The 17,555-nt window shown below is 57.2% G+C and carries 15 protein-coding genes; 10 read left to right on the forward strand and 5 right to left on the reverse strand.

What is annotated here, in order from left to right; translation table 11 throughout:
- The first annotated feature begins 8 nt into the window (after nucleotides 1-8).
- A complete protein-coding gene (locus I9H09_RS12495) occupies nucleotides 9-317 on the forward strand; it encodes a putative quinol monooxygenase (RefSeq protein WP_024670079.1) in 309 nt (102 codons plus the stop codon).
- A 171-nt stretch (nucleotides 318-488) separates the two neighbouring features.
- On the opposite strand, the gene I9H09_RS12500 is transcribed toward I9H09_RS12495, so the two are convergent.
- Together I9H09_RS12500 and I9H09_RS12505 are read right to left on the reverse strand one after the other, a co-directional pair.
- Nucleotides 489-1,763, reverse strand: a complete 1,275-nt coding sequence (locus I9H09_RS12500) for a glucarate dehydratase family protein (protein ID WP_054998243.1) — start codon at nucleotides 1,761-1,763, stop codon at nucleotides 489-491.
- A 19-nt stretch (nucleotides 1,764-1,782) separates the two neighbouring features.
- Nucleotides 1,783-3,123 (reverse strand): MFS transporter, encoded by a 1,341-nt coding sequence (locus tag I9H09_RS12505; RefSeq protein WP_236502372.1) that lies wholly within the window; start codon nucleotides 3,121-3,123, stop codon nucleotides 1,783-1,785.
- 140 nt (nucleotides 3,124-3,263) lie between these two features.
- Here I9H09_RS12505 and I9H09_RS12510 point away from each other — a divergent pair, with 140 nt between their 5' ends.
- From I9H09_RS12510 to I9H09_RS12525, 4 genes are all read left to right on the forward strand, one after another.
- Nucleotides 3,264-4,157 (forward strand): LysR family transcriptional regulator, encoded by an 894-nt coding sequence (locus I9H09_RS12510; RefSeq protein ID WP_005886790.1) that lies wholly within the window; start codon nucleotides 3,264-3,266, stop codon nucleotides 4,155-4,157.
- 144 nt (nucleotides 4,158-4,301) lie between these two features.
- Nucleotides 4,302-4,994 carry an ATPase gene (locus I9H09_RS12515; protein ID WP_122347730.1) on the forward strand — a complete coding sequence of 231 codons (693 nt, stop codon included), beginning with the start codon at nucleotides 4,302-4,304 and terminating at the stop codon, nucleotides 4,992-4,994.
- 224 nt (nucleotides 4,995-5,218) lie between these two features.
- Nucleotides 5,219-7,189: a putative bifunctional diguanylate cyclase/phosphodiesterase gene (locus tag I9H09_RS12520; protein WP_122347731.1), complete on the forward strand. Its 1,971-nt coding sequence runs from the start codon at nucleotides 5,219-5,221 to the stop codon at nucleotides 7,187-7,189.
- Nucleotides 7,190-7,264: 75 nt separating this feature from the next.
- Entirely contained in the window at nucleotides 7,265-7,975 is a 711-nt protein-coding gene (locus tag I9H09_RS12525) for a GntR family transcriptional regulator (protein ID WP_053480909.1), read from the forward strand.
- On the opposite strand, the gene I9H09_RS12530 is transcribed toward I9H09_RS12525, so the two are convergent.
- The 3 genes from I9H09_RS12530 to I9H09_RS12540 all read right to left on the reverse strand — a co-directional run bounded on the left by I9H09_RS12530 (nucleotide 7,976) and on the right by I9H09_RS12540 (nucleotide 11,097).
- Nucleotides 7,976-8,926 (reverse strand): PDR/VanB family oxidoreductase, encoded by a 951-nt coding sequence (locus tag I9H09_RS12530; protein WP_024670788.1) that lies wholly within the window; start codon nucleotides 8,924-8,926, stop codon nucleotides 7,976-7,978.
- Between the two features lie 72 nt (nucleotides 8,927-8,998).
- Nucleotides 8,999-10,063, reverse strand: coding sequence for an aromatic ring-hydroxylating oxygenase subunit alpha (locus I9H09_RS12535; protein ID WP_122347732.1), 1,065 nt, complete (start codon nucleotides 10,061-10,063; stop codon nucleotides 8,999-9,001).
- Nucleotides 10,064-10,209: 146 nt separating this feature from the next.
- Nucleotides 10,210-11,097 carry a LysR family transcriptional regulator gene (locus tag I9H09_RS12540; protein WP_236502371.1) on the reverse strand — a complete coding sequence of 296 codons (888 nt, stop codon included), beginning with the start codon at nucleotides 11,095-11,097 and terminating at the stop codon, nucleotides 10,210-10,212.
- Nucleotides 11,098-11,223: 126 nt separating this feature from the next.
- On the opposite strand from I9H09_RS12540, the gene I9H09_RS12545 reads away from it, so the two are divergent.
- The 5 genes from I9H09_RS12545 to I9H09_RS12565 all read left to right on the forward strand — a co-directional run bounded on the left by I9H09_RS12545 (nucleotide 11,224) and on the right by I9H09_RS12565 (nucleotide 17,552).
- On the forward strand, nucleotides 11,224-11,988 hold the full coding sequence (locus tag I9H09_RS12545; protein ID WP_053932638.1) for a gamma-glutamyl-gamma-aminobutyrate hydrolase family protein: 765 nt from the start codon (nucleotides 11,224-11,226) through the stop codon (nucleotides 11,986-11,988).
- Between the two features lie 111 nt (nucleotides 11,989-12,099).
- On the forward strand, nucleotides 12,100-12,648 hold the full coding sequence (locus I9H09_RS12550; protein ID WP_005886806.1) for a cupin domain-containing protein: 549 nt from the start codon (nucleotides 12,100-12,102) through the stop codon (nucleotides 12,646-12,648).
- A gap of 227 nt (nucleotides 12,649-12,875) precedes the next feature.
- Nucleotides 12,876-14,480 carry a hybrid sensor histidine kinase/response regulator gene (locus I9H09_RS12555; protein ID WP_005886808.1) on the forward strand — a complete coding sequence of 535 codons (1,605 nt, stop codon included), beginning with the start codon at nucleotides 12,876-12,878 and terminating at the stop codon, nucleotides 14,478-14,480.
- Between the two features lie 385 nt (nucleotides 14,481-14,865).
- Complete coding sequence (locus I9H09_RS12560) at nucleotides 14,866-15,885, forward strand: hypothetical protein (protein WP_122324651.1); 1,020 nt, start codon at nucleotides 14,866-14,868, stop codon at nucleotides 15,883-15,885.
- 191 nt (nucleotides 15,886-16,076) lie between these two features.
- Complete coding sequence (locus tag I9H09_RS12565) at nucleotides 16,077-17,552, forward strand: ArnT family glycosyltransferase (RefSeq protein WP_122347742.1); 1,476 nt, start codon at nucleotides 16,077-16,079, stop codon at nucleotides 17,550-17,552.
- Nucleotides 17,553-17,555 lie beyond the last annotated feature (3 nt).

Genomic DNA, 17,555 nt, shown 5'->3' on the forward strand with positions numbered 1-17,555 from the left:
AGCTGGACATGAATACGCAGGTAAAACCCATCGTCTTGATCGCAGTCCTGAAAGCCAGGCCGGGCAAGGAGGCTGCATTGAAAGAAGCATTACTTACACTGGTGGAACCCTCCAGATCAGAACCGGGAAACATCGAATACGTGCTGTTCGAGAAGTCCGATGAGGCCGGGACGTTTTACATGCGTGAGTGCTTCGAACACCAGGCAGCGCTGGATGCGCATGTTGCCACGGCACACTATCAGCAGTTCTCGGCGGCAGCCGGCGAATTGCTCGCCACGCCACCTCAGTTAATATTTCTTGATCAGGTATCGCACTGAGTCGGGACAGGTCGTTGCAATGTTTCAGGCTGTGATCAGAGAGCCTGAAGTCCATCAACTGTCGGGCGTGCCGCCCATTGTGGCGTAAGGTATTAGCCCGGCAGGATAAACCGGGCGTCGACCAGACGGCCCATTCTGCTCAAAGAACGGACTGAGCCGGACCGGGGGTTCTCAATACCTCGGTTTGACCGCCTTCCATTCCGGTTTGTACTTCTGCATCTGTTTTACATCATCGCGCTGACGAATCCCGCAGCTGTGGTACTGGTCGTTGAGCCTGCCGAGCTGGTCGTAATCCAGCTCCAGCCCGAGGCCGGGTGCCCGGGTGATGCTGACGCAGCCGTCGACAATCGGCAGCTTTCCGCCCTTGATGACTTCTTCGTCCGGCTCCTGCCACGGGTAGTGGGTGTCACAGGCGTAATCCAGGTTGGGCACGGACGCGGCCACGTGGGCCATCGCCATGAGGCTGATGCCCAAATGCGAGTTTGAGTGCATCGACACGCCGAGGCCAAAGGTGTCGCACATCTTCGCCAGCGTCTGAGTGTCGCGCAGGCCGCCCCAGTAATGGTGGTCGGCGAGCACGATCTGCACGCTGTCGAGGGCCACGCTGCGGCGGAACTCGTCGAAATCGGTCACGACCATGTTGGTCGCCAGCGGCAGGCCGGTGCGTTTGTGCAGTTCGGACATACCGTCCAGGCCCGGCGTAGGGTCTTCGTAGTATTGAAGGTCATCACCCAGCAATTCGGCCATGCGGATCGAAGTTTCCAGCGACCAGTTGCCATTGGGGTCGATGCGCAACGGGTAGCCGGGGAAGGCTTTTTTCAACGCCTTGATGCAGGACACTTCATGTTCTGGGTCCAGCGCGCCGGCCTTGAGTTTGATGCTTTTGAAACCATAGGCTTTGATCATGCGTCTGGCCTGCGCGACGATCTGTTCCTCGTTCAGTGCTTCACCCCAGCTGTCTGGCGCGTAAGGCGCATCGGCATGCTGCGCATACTTGAAGAACAGGTAGGCGCTGAAGGGAATCCGGTCGCGAATCGCGCCACCAAGCAGGTCTACCAGAGGCAGGTTCATGGAGCGTGCCTGCACGTCCAAAAAGGCTACCTCGAACGCGGAATAGGCGTTGCTGACTGCTTTGCTGGCGTGTGAGCCCGGCGCCAGCTCGGCACCTGCCAGACTGACGGGCTTGTGTGCGGCAACGGTCGCCTGAACGATACTGCGCAATAGATTGAGATTGAACGGGTCGACACCGATCAGCTGCTTCTGCACCTGTTGTTGAATTGCCAGCGCCGGAGCATCGCCGTAGCTTTCGCCAAGGCCTATGTAGCCGTTGTCGGTTTCGACCTCGATGATCGAACGCAGCGCGAAAGGCTCGTGGATGCCGCTGGCGTTAAGCAGCGGCGGGTCACGAAAGGCGATAGGGGTCACGGTCACACGTGTGATTTTCAAAGGACTGTCTCCCGAGGGTTCAGGGTTTTAGGCTGGAAGGGGTGCCAAGCGTGCCCTTGCGATGCAGCGGGGCGTGCTCGACGTCGGATGGGCGTCTGTCACCGCGCGGAGTGGTGCGGGCGAAGAAAATCACGATGGCGGCCAGCAGCGATGTGGCAGCAAGGCCGTACAAACCACCCTGTATGGAACCAGTGGTCTGCTCGAGGAAGCCGAATGTGGTGGGTGCCACGAAGCCGCCAAGGTTACCGATGGCGTTGATCAGTGCGATCACCGCTGCAGCGATGCGTGCATCGAGGTATCCCTGAGGAATTGGCCAGAACAGTGCCGACGCAGCCTTGAAGCCGATGGCTGCGAAACAGATGGCGACGAAAGCGAAAACCGGACCGCCAATGGTCGACATGAACATGCCGACAGAAGCGATGACCAGCGTCACGGCGACCCACGCCTGCTGATGTTTGAAACGCGCGGCGAGGGCGGCAAAACCGTACATGGCGACAATCGAGATGACCCAAGGCACCGAGTTGAACAGCCCGACCTCGAAGTCGCTGAAGCTGCCCATCTTGCGGATCATGCTAGGTAGCCAGAATGTCGCGCCGTAGATGGTCAGCGCTACCGAAAAGTAGATAAAGCAAAACAACAGAATCTGCCGGTCGGCCAGCAAGCGGAATACCGAAGGCTTTACCGTCTGTGCGGCTTCGCGAAGCCGCTGTTCTTCGGCAATGGCGTTGACCAGCGCAGTTTTTTCTTCAGCGCTGAGCCAGGTTGCCTGGTGCGGATGCGACTGTAACCAGAACCACACGAAGCCACACAGGGCGATGGATGCAAAGCCCTCGATCAGGAACATCCATTGCCAGCCGTGCAGGTTCAACCCTTCTACGCTCAGCAACGCTCCGGATACCGGACCGGAGATCACCGAAGCAATCGCCGAGCCACTGAGAAACAGCGCCATTGCCTTGCCGCGATCGCTGGAGGGCAGCCACTGAGTGAAGTAATAAATGATGCCTGGAAAGAAGCCCGCTTCAGCCGCGCCAAGTATAAAGCGCAGCACATAGAAGCTGGTTTCGCCCTGCACGAATGCCATGGCCATCGCCGCCGCGCCCCAGGTGAACATGATGCGCGTCAGCCAGGCGCGGGCGCCGTAGCGCTGCAGCAACAGGTTGGAAGGCACTTCGAACAGCGCATAACCAACAAAGAACAAACCGGCACCCAACCCGTACGCTGCGGCGCCTATACCCAGATCGGTTTCCAGATGGCTGCGCACAAAGCCGATGTTGACCCGGTCGATGTAGTTGACGATGAACATCACCACAAACAGTGGCAATACATGGCGTTTCACCTTGGAAGCGGCACGCGCGAGCACCGTGACATCCGTGGTGTGAGGGGTGGTATTCAAGCGATGACTCCCATTCATTGTTTTTTTGAGGGATGAGTCGATCATGGACGTGCGGATTATTCCCGTCTAATCTAGTTATTAACTTAATTGATACCTGGATTGGATCAATGTTCGAGCTTTCGCAATTGCGCTGTTTCACCACCGTGGCGACAGAGCTGAATTTTCGGCGCGCCGCCGAACGACTCAACATGACCCAACCACCGCTGAGTCGACAGATCCAGTTGCTGGAACACAATCTTGGTGTCGAGCTGTTCACCCGCAGTACCCGTAGCGTGGCACTCACCGCCGCAGGTCGGGCTTTTTTCATAGAGGCTCAGACGCTGCTGGAGAGGGCGCAGCAAGCGGCCATTGCCGCTCGACGTTTCGCGGAAGGTGACATCGGGTCGGTGACCATCAGTTTCGTGGGGAGCGCGGTGTATGAGTTTCTGCCCAAGGTGATTGCAGAGGCTCGGTTAAACCAGCCGCAGGTGAAGATTTCCCTGACTGAAATGAACACCTATCAGCAGCATGAAGCACTGAGGGCTCGGCGCATTGATCTGGGTATCGTTCGGGCGCCGCTGTTCCAGCCTGGTTACGAGAGCGAATGCCTGGTGCGCGAGCCTTTTGTGCTTGCGGTGCCGGGCAAGCATCCGCTGGCTAGCGAGGACAACGTAGGTGTGGTTGACCTCGATGGCGTTCCTTTTCTGATGTACTCGCACTCTGCTTACCCGCCATTCAACGAACTGCTGACCGGCATGTTTCGTTCGGCGCAGGTGGCGCCAGAGTATGTCCAGTGGCTTGGATCATCACTGACCATTCTGGCGCTGGTCAATGCCGGCATGGGGCTGGCGCTGGTGCCGCGATGCGCGACCAACGTGGTGTTCAAGGACGTTGTGTTTCGTGACATCGACCTGGGTGAGGGGGTGCAGAGCGAGCTGCATCTGGTCTGGCGTTCAGACAACGACAACCCGGCTTGCAGAATGCTGCTTGAAGCGATCCGCACCGCAGTAAGGTCTTATTAAAAACATGCCTGAAACAAGGTGCAGCTGGCCGGCGTCGACTATCATTTGTTCAGTCGATAGTCATCATCAAGCAAGGCAAGTTCTGTTTTTCCGGCAAAGGAGGAGGATGGCGTCATAGCCACTTGCTCCAAGGGAGACGACGCGATGAGAATGTTCAATCTGTTGACGCTTGCTGCTGTGTTGACAACCGCTAGTGTATTTTCGGCACCCGCCAGCGCTGCCTTCTCGTCCGCCACTCCAGCCTCCGAACAGTCCTGCCACTTCGCGCCCGTCGCCGACAGCGCCGCCAGTCTTCGGCACACACAGACAGTGGGTGTGCTGTACAGCGAAAACACCCTCAGCAACCTGCAGTATCTGAACAACTACCATTCGGTCGCGCTCGGGAGCGGGAAAAACCAGGCGCTCGATTCACGTATCCGCAATGCATTTATCAGCAGTTCAGACCCCAAGCTTGCGACGGACTGGCTGGTGGGGTCTCTGAGCAAAGAGTTCGCTTCCGTAACGGTCTACGACAACCTTGACGCACTGATGCTGGCGCGCCCGGACGTCGTAGTGATGCTCGACACCTATAACCGGCTGGTAAGCAAACGCAACAGTCAGGTCGAAGCGCGTTTCATGGCCCGGTTTTACGACAACAACCTGCAGTACATCGGCAAGGCAGAAGGCGAGGTGGTGAAGGACATCACATCAGTCTGGGTGCAGGGCAAGGCTGCGCCCGAGATTGCTGCACAGATCAATCAGCAGCGTGAACTTCAGGTCAGTGCATTGAAGCAGTTCGATGTGTCGCTGAAGTCGCTGGTGATGCAGGCTGATCGTGCCCAGGTGGCGGCGAACTGAGCGTGACTTGAAGATTCATCGCAAAGCGTCTGCAGGATGTCTTGTCGCGGTGGCTGGCGCACTGTGGCCTGTCTGTTTCACTCAAACCGATGCGCGGTCCGGTTTTACTGTAAAGAATTAATCACCGCTGCCGAGAGCATTACAGGTGAGCAGGTTACGACCCGGCTCGCATGATGAGCAGCAAGCCACGTGCGCTTTGACTGTAGTGACAGAGAAGCCTTGCGATGCTGAAAAAACTACCGGGTGCCTTGCGTACCCTGATGTCCGTGCCTTCCGATAATCCCCGGCTTTTGCAAGCCCAATACGTCGCTTTGTCCCGACAACTGCCGCTGATGTACTTCGTGCTGTTGGTCAATACCTGGGCGCTTGCCTTTACCCATTGGGCGGCTGCCCCGATTTGGCTGACGTTGCTGGTGCCGACAGTCCTCACCATCGGGTGCGGCATTCGCGCGCGCAAGTGGCTGCTTTCGGTAAACAAGCCGCCGCCAGCTTCAAGTACCATTCTGGCGACGTTGCGCGGTACCAATGGGCTGGCAGGTATCATCGCCGCCGCCTTCGCGGGATGGTCCTTGGCGCTGTACCCCTATGGCGACTCCTATACCCAGGCGCACGTGGCGTTTTTCATGGGTATTACCGTGATTGTGTGCATTTTCTGCATGATGCATTTGCAATCTGCAGCCTTGACCACCGCGGTGATCGTCAATACAGCGTTCGTTATTTTCTTTGCTTCGACGCACAACATCACGTTTATCGCCACTGCGGCGAATATCGTGCTGGTGTCGATCGGTATGCTGATCATTCTTCGCTATCAGTACCGCGACTTCACCAGCCTGGTGAACGTCCAGGTCAGGACTGAACAGCTGAGCAACGAGAACCTGTTGCTGGCCAATCAGGATAGCCTGACCGGCTTGCCCAATCGTCGGCAGTTTTTCCAGACACTGGATACGGCGATGAACGAGGCACTGCTGCAGCGCAGCGGGCTTGCGGTGGGTGTGCTGGATCTGGACGGGTTCAAGCCGGTCAACGACCTGTATGGCCATCGTATCGGTGATCGGCTGCTGATGCTGGTCGCCGAACGGCTGAGCAGCGCTGCCAGCGATACAGTGCATGTGTCGCGGCTGGGCGGTGACGAATTCGCGCTGGTCATCAAGGGCGACATCAGTAACGAGGCGTTGCTGATGTTCGGCAAGCACCTTTGCACATTGATGCATGAAAGCTTCGAGCTGTCGGAAATCCCGATCCAGATCGGCGCGACCCTCGGTTTCGCGACGTTTCCAGCCACCGCCGACAATGCCACCCAGCTGTTTGAATATGCCGATTACGCCCTTTACCAAGGCAAGAACCACAACCCCGGGTCCACTTGCCTTTTTTCGGCCGGTCACCGTAAACAGCTGCATACCGATGGCGTAACCGAGCAGGCATTGCGGCGGGCGAATCTGGAGACGGAGTTTCACGTCCTGTTTCAGCCGATCATTGAAAGTTGCACACGTGAAACAGTGGCTTTCGAAGCGCTGGCACGCTGGAACAGTCCTGAACTCGGCGCAGTATCTCCTGCGCATTTCATTCCGATTGCCGAGCGGATCGGCATGATCAACAAGCTGACCGTACCTTTGCTGACGCATGCACTGCAGCGAGCATTGTCCTGGCCATCGCCGATCAAGCTGTCGTTCAATCTGTCGGCCCATGACTGCGCGACTTGGGAAAGCGTCAATAAAATTGTCGAGATCATTGAAAACAGCGGTTTTGACGCCTCGCGCCTTGATCTGGAAATCACTGAAACGGCCGTTATGCAGGACATTAATCAGGTTCAACAAGCGATTGCGCGGTTTCGCCAGTTGGGGTGCGGGATCTCCCTTGACGACTTTGGCACCGGTTACTCCAGTCTTAGCCAGCTGCACGCCCTGGCGCTGACCAAACTGAAGATTGATCGCAGTTTTGTGACCGGCGTGCATGACAATCCGGCCAGCTACAAGATCGTCAAGTCGCTGGTAGCCCTGAGCCTGGACATGTCACTGGGTTGCGTGATCGAGGGGGTCGAGACGCAGGACGAGCTGAACGCGCTGACGAGCCTGGGCTGCACGATGGTCCAAGGCTATTTCTACAGCCCGCCGATAACGTTCGCCGAGACACTGGTATGGATTGAAACGCCGGATGACGAGCGCACATTTGGTTACGCAGCTTCGTGCCCCATCTGATCTATTGCCCCTGAGCCATTCAGCATCGCGCGAGTGGGGTAATATGCATTTTCCTATGCCCACGGAATGCTGTTCATGAGTAAACCCGGACAGACTGTTCTCGTTGCACTGCGCAAAATGATTGCATCAGGCGAACTGGCGGCCGGTGAGCGCTTGATGGAAGTGCCGACTGCGCAATTGTTCGGTGTTTCACGCATGCCGGTGCGCATGGCCTTTCGTACGCTGGAACAGGAGGGCTTGCTGGTGCCCTTTGGCGGGCGGGGCTTTCAGGTACGTTCGATCAGCCCACAGGAAATCGCCGGCGCGGTAGATGTGCGTGGAGTGCTTGAAGGGCTGGCGGCTCGGCAACTGGCCGAGCGTGGGTTGACCCCGCAAGCCCGTGACGAGCTTCAGACGTGCCTGGATCTAGGCGATTCGCTGTTCGAGAAAGGCCACGTCACCGAAGATGACCTTGAGGTTTATCATGACCTGAACATGCGTCTGCATCGGGTGATTGTGGAAGGTAGCGGCAACCGGGCTATTGCCGATGCGCTGGCGCGTAACGATCATCTGCCTTTTGCGTCGGTCACGGCACTGGCAGTTGATCGCAATAACCTGATTCGTGAGTACCGACGCTTCAATTTCGCCCACATGCAGCATCATGCTGTGGTCGATGCGCTTATCAACGGCCAAAGTGCCCGCGCTGAGGCGATCATGCGTGAGCACGCCAATGCGACCCTGCGCTATGCCGAGATTTTCGGTACCTGCGTGCCCGAGCGCATGAAGGTCATTCAACCCTCCGACTGATCAGAGGTCGATGACCAGCAGAGGCGTCCTGGAGCGCGAGCAGCAGGGCGTGAACTGGTCGTTGAGCGCTTGCTCGTCCTCGGTCAGAAACAGGTCCCGGTGGTCGGGGATGCCTTTCAATACCCGCGTCAGGCAAGTCCCGCAAACGCCTTGCTCGCAGGACAGCGGAATATCGATGCCGTGGCTTTCAAGCACCTGAGCCACAGTCTTGTTGGCCGGAATAGCGATGACTTGACCGGTGCTGGCGATCTCGATCGAGAAGCTGTCGTCGTTGCTGGTGTCTACCGGCTCGGCGGAAAAATACTCGCGATGCAAATTGTCCTCGGACCACCCCGCACTGCGCGCGCTGTCGAGGATGTGCTGCATGAACCCACCCGGTCCGCAGACGTACAGATGACAGTCGGGTTTTGGGGTAGCCAGCACTTGGGCTGCGTTCAGTGCAGTGCCCGGTTGCTCATCGAGGTGCAGCGTTACCCGGTCGGCGAAACGCGACTGCTTCAGACGCTCGATAAAAGCCCCTCGTTCGGCAGAACGCACGCAATAGTGCAGCTCAAAGTCGGCGCCGTCCAGGTCCAGTTGTTCCGCCATGCAGAGGATCGGCGTGATACCGATGCCGCCACCAAACAGCAGGCTACGACGGCTGTTCTCGGCCAGGGGGAAGAGGTTGCGCGGTTCGCTGATGCGTAACTGCGCGCCTGCCTGGATCTGCTGATGCAGGCTGCGCGAACCACCGCGTGAGGCCGGGTCGTTGAGCACGCCGATCAGGTATCGATGGCGCTCGTTCGGGGCGTTGCACAGCGAATATTGCCTGATCAGACCATCAGGCAGGTGGACGTCGATGTGCGCGCCGGCCGTGAAGGGCGGTAGTGGCTGCCCATCGGTACGCACCAGTTCAAAGCTGCAGATATCCAGCGCTTCGTCATTGCGTGATGACACCGTCACGTCGATCATGATGTTTCCTCGGGTGACCGCTGCAGGGTCACTTCTGATTGTTCTCAAAGCATCTGGCTGGGGTTTTGAACGTCACTTCGTGGCCATGACCGGGATCTGCTCGCCAGGGCTGGCCCGCTCGGCGGCGATCAGGCGTTCCAGGATTTTGCGTGACTGCACGCCACCGGCATCAATGTTGAGCTTGAGCAGGTTGCGATTGGGGTGCTGCAGCAGGTTCTGTTGCTGGCGCTCGAGCATTTCCAGGTCTTCGCTGAAAATCTTGCGCTGACCTTCGCGGATGGTGGCTGTCAGCGACTCATCAGCTGGATTGAAATTGCGCGCCATCCCCCAGAAATACCAGATGGATGTGTCGGTTTCGGGCGTGATGAAGTCGACGACGATGCTCGACGCCTTGAATTCCTGGGGTGCTTCATAGCCACCCTTGCCGGCATGGGCGACGCCGACTTCGATCAATACATGACTGGGCGGGGTGAAGCGACAGATCTGCCAGCGATCTACCGGCACGTCATCCGCAAGATTATTACCGCGCAAGGCCATTTGCCAGAATGGCGGCGGCATGATGTTTTCCATGTGGCGCGCAGTGACGACTTCTTCGCCTTCGACGGTGGTGACGGGCGGCGCTTCGTCGATCTCCTTCTGGCCGATGCTTGAGGCATGCACGTAGGTTTCGTGCGTAAGGTCCATCAGGTTGTCGATCATCAGGCGGTAGTCGCACTGGATGTGAAACAGACCGCCGCCATAGGCCCATTCATCACTGACCGCCCATTCCAGATGATGGATCAGTGCAGGGTCCGCTTTTTCCCTGTCACCCGGCCATACCCATATGAAACCGTAGCGCTCGACGGCTGCAAAAGTCTTGTTACAAGGAAAACCCCGAACCCGCTGGCCTGGCATCGACACCGTCTTGCCATCGCTGCCCATCACCAGGCCGTGATAACCACACACCAGTTGACCGTTCTCGACATACCCCAGCGAGAGCGGAGCGCCACGGTGCGGGCAGAAATCTTCGACGGCAACGATCTGCTGATTCTGATCGCGGTAGAACGCCATCTTCTCGTTGCATATCTGCCGGCCCAGCGGCTTGTCGGTGACTTCATCGGCAGTACAGGCGACATACCAGGCATTTTTCGGGTGCATGACGGTTCTCCACGGTTTGCTTATAGGTTTTATGGATCCACAGAATTGCGCACTTGTTTTCCTCAGGACCATTAATGCCACAGGACAGGCATTAATCCAATGATTAATTTAGTTAACTATTATTTAATGGATCCACAGAGCGCCTGTCAGACGGTTTTGTCGATCGTCAATGCCGCTCGCAGTAAAGGCGCCAACGCCTCCAGCAGGGTCTGAACAGAGCGCAGTGCCCGACAGTCGGGACGTGTCAGCAGCCACAGGTCGGTGCTGCAGCCCGCCAGCGGTCCGCTGAGGCGCTCCACACCCGTCAGGCCTCTGACTGTGAAATCCGTCAAGGCTGCTACGCCCAGCCCCGCAGTGACCAACTGGGATACGGCCGACATGCTGCTACAGCGGTAGCGCGGTATCACCGCAGGGAATGCCTGTTTACGCCAGATCACCGAGGTGTGGTCCGGCATTGAATCGTCCGGGCTGATCCAGGGCACCGAGGCCGGGTTCTGCTCCAGTGCCTCACGGTAGTCAGGACGACCGCAAACGACGTATTCGGCGCGTCCCAGGCAGCGCCCGATCAGATGCTCGGGTGGCGTGTTGGTCAGGCGCAGCGCAATGTCGGCATCCCGGCGACTGAGGTTGGCGAAGGCATTGGACGTCGCCAGCTCCAGGGTGAGTGCAGGGTACTGCGGCATGAACGTCGCAAGCGCTGGCAGCAGCAGACTGTGCAGTACGGCATCGGTACAGGTCAGGCGCACGGTGCCGCTGACCACGTGTTCGCCCTGCTGCAAGGCCACCCGAGCTGCGCTGAGAGCCATCTCGGCCTGCTCTGCCTGCTCGGCCATGGCCTGAGCGGTGTCGGTCGGAATGTAGCCTCGCCGATTCTTTTCAAAAAGGGCTGCACCGAGAGCCGTCTCGAGACGGCGGATTGAGCGAAATACCGTGGAGATATCAACGTGCAGGAGCTCTGCAGCGCGTGCCAGCGTACGGCCACGAACCAGCGCCAGCACCAGTGAAAGGTCTGCATGATTAATTTCATATTGCATGGCTGCAATGTTTCCTTGCCAGAATGCCCATATCTGTTGCACAAGTGACTATCCTAGACTACTTCCATATTTTCCGGATAGCTGTATCGGTGCTGTCTGCTCCCTGCTTTTGCCAAGGATTCAACCATGTCACGACTTCCTTTGATCGGTGTCACCGCTTGCCGCCAGCAGTTGGGCAAGTACTCGTCTCATACCGCAGGCGATAAATATGTCGAGGCTGCCGCTTTCGCGGGTATCCCGGTAATCCTCCCTGCGCTGGACGAGCCCACGGAGCCAGCACAACTTCTGGCTTCGCTCGACGGATTGCTGTTTACCGGATCACCTTCAAATGTCGAACCTCACCATTATCAGGGCGCTCCGAGCCTGGAAGGCACTGCACACGATGTGTTTCGGGATCGAATGACGTTGCCGCTGCTCAGGGCTGCCATTGCTCGAGGCGTACCAGTGTTGTGCATCTGCCGGGGTTTTCAGGAGTTGAACGTAGCCCTGGGTGGCAGCCTGCATCAGCGAGTGCAGGACTTGCCTGGCTATCTTGATCACCGCGAGCCGCAGAGCGAGTTGCTGTCAGTCCAGTACGCACCGCAGCACCCGGTGCAGGTGCAGAAGGGCGGCCTGCTGGAGTCGCTCGGTCTGGCACCGGGGTTCGAGGTCAACAGTCTGCACAGTCAGGGCATTGACCATCTCGCATCGGACTTGCGCGCGGAAGCGCTGGCACCTGACGGGCTGGTAGAAGCGGTTTCACTGCCCGGTGCGCCGGGTTTTGTACTCGGTGTGCAGTGGCACCCGGAATGGGAGTTCAGGGAAAACCCAGTATCGATGAGGCTGTTCACCGCGTTTCGCGAGGCCTGTCAGGCTTATGCCCGGCGTCGTGATGACGCGATCAGCGGCTGAGTGTTGCCGGCAAACGTGATTTAATATCCGGCTTTGCCGCCTCGCGAAATGGAAGATCCGTTGCGTCGGGGCTTTGCTTTATTCATCGGATATCTTTCGCATAAGGCCACTATGGATACGGGAGCACGACTCAAGCTGGTGCGTGAAAGCTACAAGCTGTCGCAACGCGAACTCGCCAGACGCAGTGGTGTGACCAATGCGACGATTTCCCTGATTGAGCAAAACCGCGTCAGCCCCTCGATCAGCTCATTGAAGAAGCTGCTCGAAGGGATCCCCATGACTCTGGCGGATTTCTTCACCTTTGATCAGCCTCCGGGGCAGGACCAGTATGTCTTCCGGGCAGGTGATCAGCCTGATCTGGGCCGTAACGGTGTGCGGCTGCTGCTCGTCGGCGCAACGTTGCCGAGCCGTCAGATGCGTTTTCTGCGCGAGCAGTACGCGCCCGGTGCAGACTCCGGCGAAGAGCCCATCGTGCATAGCGAAGGCGAGGAGTGCGGGCTGGTCACGCGAGGCACTGTGGAGCTGACCATCAATGGTCAGGTCAACATCCTCGGTCCTGGAGACGGCTATTACTTCCCGACCACGCTCCCGCATCGCTTCCGCAACATCGGTCAGGACGAAGCCGAGATCGTCAGCGCCAATACGCCCGCCAATTTCTAGGCGTTCATCTGTATCAGGGCGCAACTCAACCTCGGTAACTATCGCTGCGCTGAGCCGGTCAATTGACTAGTCGACACGTCAGCCAACGGCCGGTTTTGGCGTTTCTTACCAGTCAAATGACCATAATATGATTTTTATCAGTTGTTCGAGAACCCTTTTGAAGGGCGACCAGTCCTAGCTGTAGAGAATATATCTCTCCTCTTATCAATAGCCTTGGAGTTTCTGGCGTGTCGGAAAATAAAGCCCGTGTCGACAATGATGCAACGGGAGACATCCAGCATCAGGGAAGGGATATTTTTTTCGCAGCGGTTGAAACAACCCGCATGCCCATGATAGTGACGGACCCCAACCGTCCCGACAATCCCATCATTTTTTCCAATCGTGCGTTTTTGGACATGACCGGTTATTCGGCCAGCGAAATCATCGGCACCAACTGCCGGTTTCTGCAGGGGCCGGACACGGATCGGGCGGTGGTGCAATCCATTCGCAATGCGATTCAGGATCGCGTCGATATTTCTACCGAGATCCTTAACTATCGCAAAGACGGTTCTACATTCTGGAATGCGCTGTTCATTTCACCTGTCTACAACGACGCCGGTGACTTGATCTATTTCTTTGCATCGCAATTGGATATCAGCCGTCGCAAGGACGCGGAAGAAGCCTTGCGCCAAGCGCAGAAAATGGAAGCACTGGGGCAACTCACCGGCGGTATTGCCCACGACTTCAATAACCTGTTGCAAGTCATGGGCGGCTATATCGATCTGATCGGCACGGCGGCGGAAAAATCCGAAATTGATTTGCAGCGTGTTCGACGCAGCGTCCACCATGCCAAGTCTGCTGTTGAGCGTGCCAGCACATTGACCAAACAATTGCTGGCGTTTGCCCGTAAACAAAAGTTGCAAGGCCGGGTGTTGAACCTGAACGGACTGGTTTCCACCACCGATTCGCTTCTGGAACGTACGTTCGGGCCGGAAGTGATAATCGAAACCGATCTTGAACCAACCCTCAAGAACTGTCGTATCGATCCGACCCAGGCGGAAGTAGCGCTGCTCAACATCTTTATCAACGCGCGGGATGCGTTGATTGGCAGGCCCAACCCCAAAGTGTTCATCGAGACACGCAATCTGGTGGTCGACGAGTTGGCAAACGTTTCCTATGACGGCCTGCTGCCGGGACGCTATGTCAGTATCGCTGTCACCGATAACGGTATTGGCATGCCTGCCAGTATTCGTGACAGGGTGATGGACCCGTTCTTTACCACCAAGGAGGAGGGCAAGGGCTCCGGGCTGGGCCTTTCGATGGTTTATGGGTTTGCCAAACAGTCGGGTGGTGCGGCGCGTATTTATACCGAAGAAGGCATCGGTACAACACTAAGGCTGTATTTCCCGGTGGACGAAGCCGGGCTGACGAAAATCGAATCGCCCCAGACAACAGAGAAACGTCTTGGCAGCAGCGAACGTATTCTGATTGTGGAAGATCGTCCGGACGTGGCCGAATTGGCGAAGATGGTGCTGGACGACTACGGCTATGTTTCCGACATTGTCCTGAATGCGCGCGAAGCGTTGAAAAAGTTTGAATCCGGGTGCATGTATGAGTTGCTGTTTACTGACCTCATCATGCCAGGTGGCATGAACGGGGTTATGTTGGCACGTGAAGTCAAACGTCGTTACCCGAACGTGAAGGTGTTGTTGACGACCGGCTATGCCGAAAGCTCTATCGAGCGAACGGATATCGGAGGCTCGGAGTTTGAGGTGGTTTCCAAACCCTGCATGCCTCATGACCTGGCGAGAAAGATCAGGCAGGTACTGGACGGTCCAAACGGAATAGCCTGAACCCATGAACAGTGAGCCGGACAGGATGTGCGGCTCATTCGAACTTCCCCAGCCTTCGCCCACTGCACTTTTAATTCTGCTACCGGCTGCTGCTGATTCTCGCCGTGCCCGCGTGACGTCTTTATCTAATATGCTGCTGGCTTAACTGACAACAGACAACGGGCTGTCCATGCCCACTGTTTATAAACGCAATGCCGAGTGCGCAACTGCAAAGTATTGACACGTCTGGAACAGGCCTGAGACATCTCGCTTCCTCGACAGAGAGTATTTTTAACTGCGCAAAAAAGGGATGAAAAGTTTTAAACTTCTGCCGTGCCGATCAGGTCATTAAATTGGAACGCAGGTATTTCTGTGTTTTCTGCCAATGACATAAAGGACTACGACTATGATTCGCGACGATCGCATCGCCCCAGGCGCCCCTGTGTATCAGGAAACTCACGCAATGGCCCCGCTGCTTAAACGTATATCCTGGAGTGCGATTCTGGCCGGTGTTGTATTGGCCATGGTTGTATCGCTTTTGCTGAACCTGTTGGGTACTGCTATTGGCACCGCCAGTATTGATCCCATGCAGGAAGCCGATCCGCTTTCCGGCATCGGTACTGGAGCAGGTATCTGGGTGGTCGTCAGTTCGGTGATCTCGCTGTTCGTGGGTGGCTGGGCCGCAGGGCGCCTGGCTCAGCGTGAAGGGGCTTTCCACGGCCTGCTGGTGTGGGCATCGGTGTCTTTGATCACTGTGTATCTGGTCTCCAGCGCTGTGACGGGCGTGGTTCGTGGCGGCCTCAATCTCGCAGGCAGCGGTATGTCTGCTCTGGGCAGCGGCATTGCTCAGGTAGCGCCGGCACTGGGCAGCAAGATCCAGGACCAATTGCGTGAGCAAGGCATCGACTTCAATCTGGACGATATCCAGGGCGAGATCGAAACGGCAATGCGCCAGACAGGCAAGCCTGAATTGAACCCGGACAATGTCAAGCAAGAGGCTCAGGCCACTCAGCAGGATGCGCAGAACACTGCCAGACAGAGCGCCCAGAATCCTCAGCAGGCCGACGAGCAGTTGGGTGGTTTGATGGACCGAATCAAAGCCAAGGGTGATCAGGCATGGGATGCTGCCGATCGTCAGGCGCTGGTCAACCTGATCAAGGCGCGTGGCAACAAGACCGACGCTGAGGCGAATCAGATCGTCGATCAGGCTCAAGCCAGCTATCGTCAGGCCTATGCCAAGTATCAGGAGCTGAAAGCTCAAGCAGAACAGAAAGCGCGCGAAGCGGCTGAAGTGACAGCCAAGCGGGTTTCGCAAGGTGCCTGGATTCTGCTGATCACGCTGGTGATCTCGGGCCTGGTTGCTGCAGGCGCAGGCGTACTGGGTCGTCGCACTCAGCCACCTGCCAAGGTTGTTGCTGCGATCTGATGCCAGGGTATCGCTCGTAAACTGAATTAAAAGAATGGGGAGCATTATGGCTCCCCATTCTTTTTGCGATCATCGGAATGATGACGCCGATATGCCTCGCGATTAACAATTCCTCAACAATCGCCCGCTTATACTCCCGACTGCTTGATCTCCCTCCTGATCTGACCTTTTTAAATTCGGTACGCGCCTTGATCACTTCCCGTGTTCTCTCGTTGATGCTGTTGAGTGCTGCACTGTTCTTCTTCGCGCTGGGCAATCACCAACTGCAAAACTCTACGGAGCCTCGAGTAGCGGGCATCGCCATGGAAATGCAGCTGAGCGGTAATTGGGTGACACCGACGCTGAACCGCCAGCCTTTTCTGGAAAAGCCGCCGCTGAGTGTGTGGCTGGATGCGACGGCTATCCGCCTGTTTGGTGCGACTCCCTGGTCGGTGAGGCTTGCGTCTGCATTTGCGGGGCTGTTGGGCGTGTTGCTGCTTTACACGATGTTGCGTCGTTTTGGCCGCCCAGCCCCTGTCGCCTGGATGGCGGCATTTATTCTTGCGACCCAGGCCAGTTTCTGGAGCAATGCTCGACAAGTGGGCGAAGATGCTTTGCTGGCATTGGGCGTGAGCACGGCGCTGCTGGCTTTTTTCCACGTCAGCCATCACTCGCGTAACCACCGCCGGGCACTGGGCATGTGGTTGCTGTTCGCTGTGGGCGTTGCTGTGGCGACTATGAGTAAAGGCGTACTGGGGCTTGCCATGCCCGGCGTGGTGATTTTCGCCTGGCTGGTGTGTGAATCCGTGCAGCAAAGACGTGTCGTGCCTGCGCATTGGCTATTGCCAGCAACATTCACTGCGCTGGCTCTGGTGCCACTGTTGGTATGGTTGTATTTCCTGTACGGACAGGGCGGGGTGCCGTTGTTGAAAGAGGTGCTCTGGACCAATAGTGTGGGTCGCTTCAGCGGCTCGTTCGAAGAAGCCGGTCATTACGAGCCTTTCTATTACTACCTGACCAAGCTCCCCGAAGCATTTTTGCCCTGGAATATTCTTGTGTATCTGGGCCTGTGGCACTTTCGCAAGCAACTTCTGGCCAACCGTTATCTGCTGTTTTTCAGCCTGTGGCTGGCGGCGCAATTCCTGCTGCTGACGCTGGCGTCCAGTAAACGCATGGTCTACCTGATGTCACTGGCACCTGCAGCTGCCGTGATCGCCGCTGAATATGCCTTTGTGTTGGGCGAGAGGTTGCAGAGACGGTCTGCGAATTCGGCGTTTGCAGCGTTCATCGTGAGCAACCGCAAGGCCATGACGACAGCGTGCGTAGCGCTGATTGTGGCGGGTTATTTGAGCGCAGCTTTCTGGCTGGCGCCTCGGGCGGATCGACATTTGTCGTTCCTGCCGCTGACCGACAAGGTCCATGCGCTGCAGATTCAGGGACATCTCGTCGCATTGTTTCAACCCAGCGAACGGCTGGCAGGCGCCAGTGTGTTCTACAGCCAGAGTCTGCTGGACACGCTCACGACGGATGCTCAGCTGAGTGCCTTTCTGAAAAGTCCCGGCGACAATATCGCTGTTATGGAAAGCCTGTCACCTCCGCAGCCACCTCTGCGGATCGTGGACAGTGTCAAAGTCGGAGAGCGGAGTTACTATTTTGTCAGTCAGGCACCCGTGGCAGCAGGCGAATGACAA

The sequence above is a fragment of the Pseudomonas tremae genome (assembly GCF_023278125.1).
In the GTDB taxonomy this organism is placed as follows: Bacteria; Pseudomonadota; Gammaproteobacteria; order Pseudomonadales; family Pseudomonadaceae; genus Aquipseudomonas; species Aquipseudomonas tremae.

Excerpts from the sequence above, each read along its gene's own strand:
- I9H09_RS12495 (WP_024670079.1), top strand. The coding sequence starts at position 9 with ATGAATACGCAGGTAAAACCCATCGTCTTGATCGCAGTCCTGAAAGCC.
- I9H09_RS12560 (WP_122324651.1), top strand. The coding sequence starts at position 14,866 with ATGATTCGCGACGATCGCATCGCCCCAGGCGCCCCTGTGTATCAGGAA.
- I9H09_RS12540 (WP_236502371.1), bottom strand. The coding sequence starts at position 11,097 with ATGCAATATGAAATTAATCATGCAGACCTTTCACTGGTGCTGGCGCTG.
- I9H09_RS12550 (WP_005886806.1), top strand. The coding sequence starts at position 12,100 with ATGGATACGGGAGCACGACTCAAGCTGGTGCGTGAAAGCTACAAGCTG.
- I9H09_RS12530 (WP_024670788.1), bottom strand. The coding sequence starts at position 8,926 with ATGATCGACGTGACGGTGTCATCACGCAATGACGAAGCGCTGGATATC.
- I9H09_RS12545 (WP_053932638.1), top strand. The coding sequence starts at position 11,224 with ATGTCACGACTTCCTTTGATCGGTGTCACCGCTTGCCGCCAGCAGTTG.
- I9H09_RS12515 (WP_122347730.1), top strand. The coding sequence starts at position 4,302 with ATGAGAATGTTCAATCTGTTGACGCTTGCTGCTGTGTTGACAACCGCT.
- I9H09_RS12525 (WP_053480909.1), top strand. The coding sequence starts at position 7,265 with ATGAGTAAACCCGGACAGACTGTTCTCGTTGCACTGCGCAAAATGATT.
- I9H09_RS12510 (WP_005886790.1), top strand. The coding sequence starts at position 3,264 with ATGTTCGAGCTTTCGCAATTGCGCTGTTTCACCACCGTGGCGACAGAG.
- I9H09_RS12535 (WP_122347732.1), bottom strand. The coding sequence starts at position 10,063 with ATGCACCCGAAAAATGCCTGGTATGTCGCCTGTACTGCCGATGAAGTC.
- I9H09_RS12520 (WP_122347731.1), top strand. The coding sequence starts at position 5,219 with ATGCTGAAAAAACTACCGGGTGCCTTGCGTACCCTGATGTCCGTGCCT.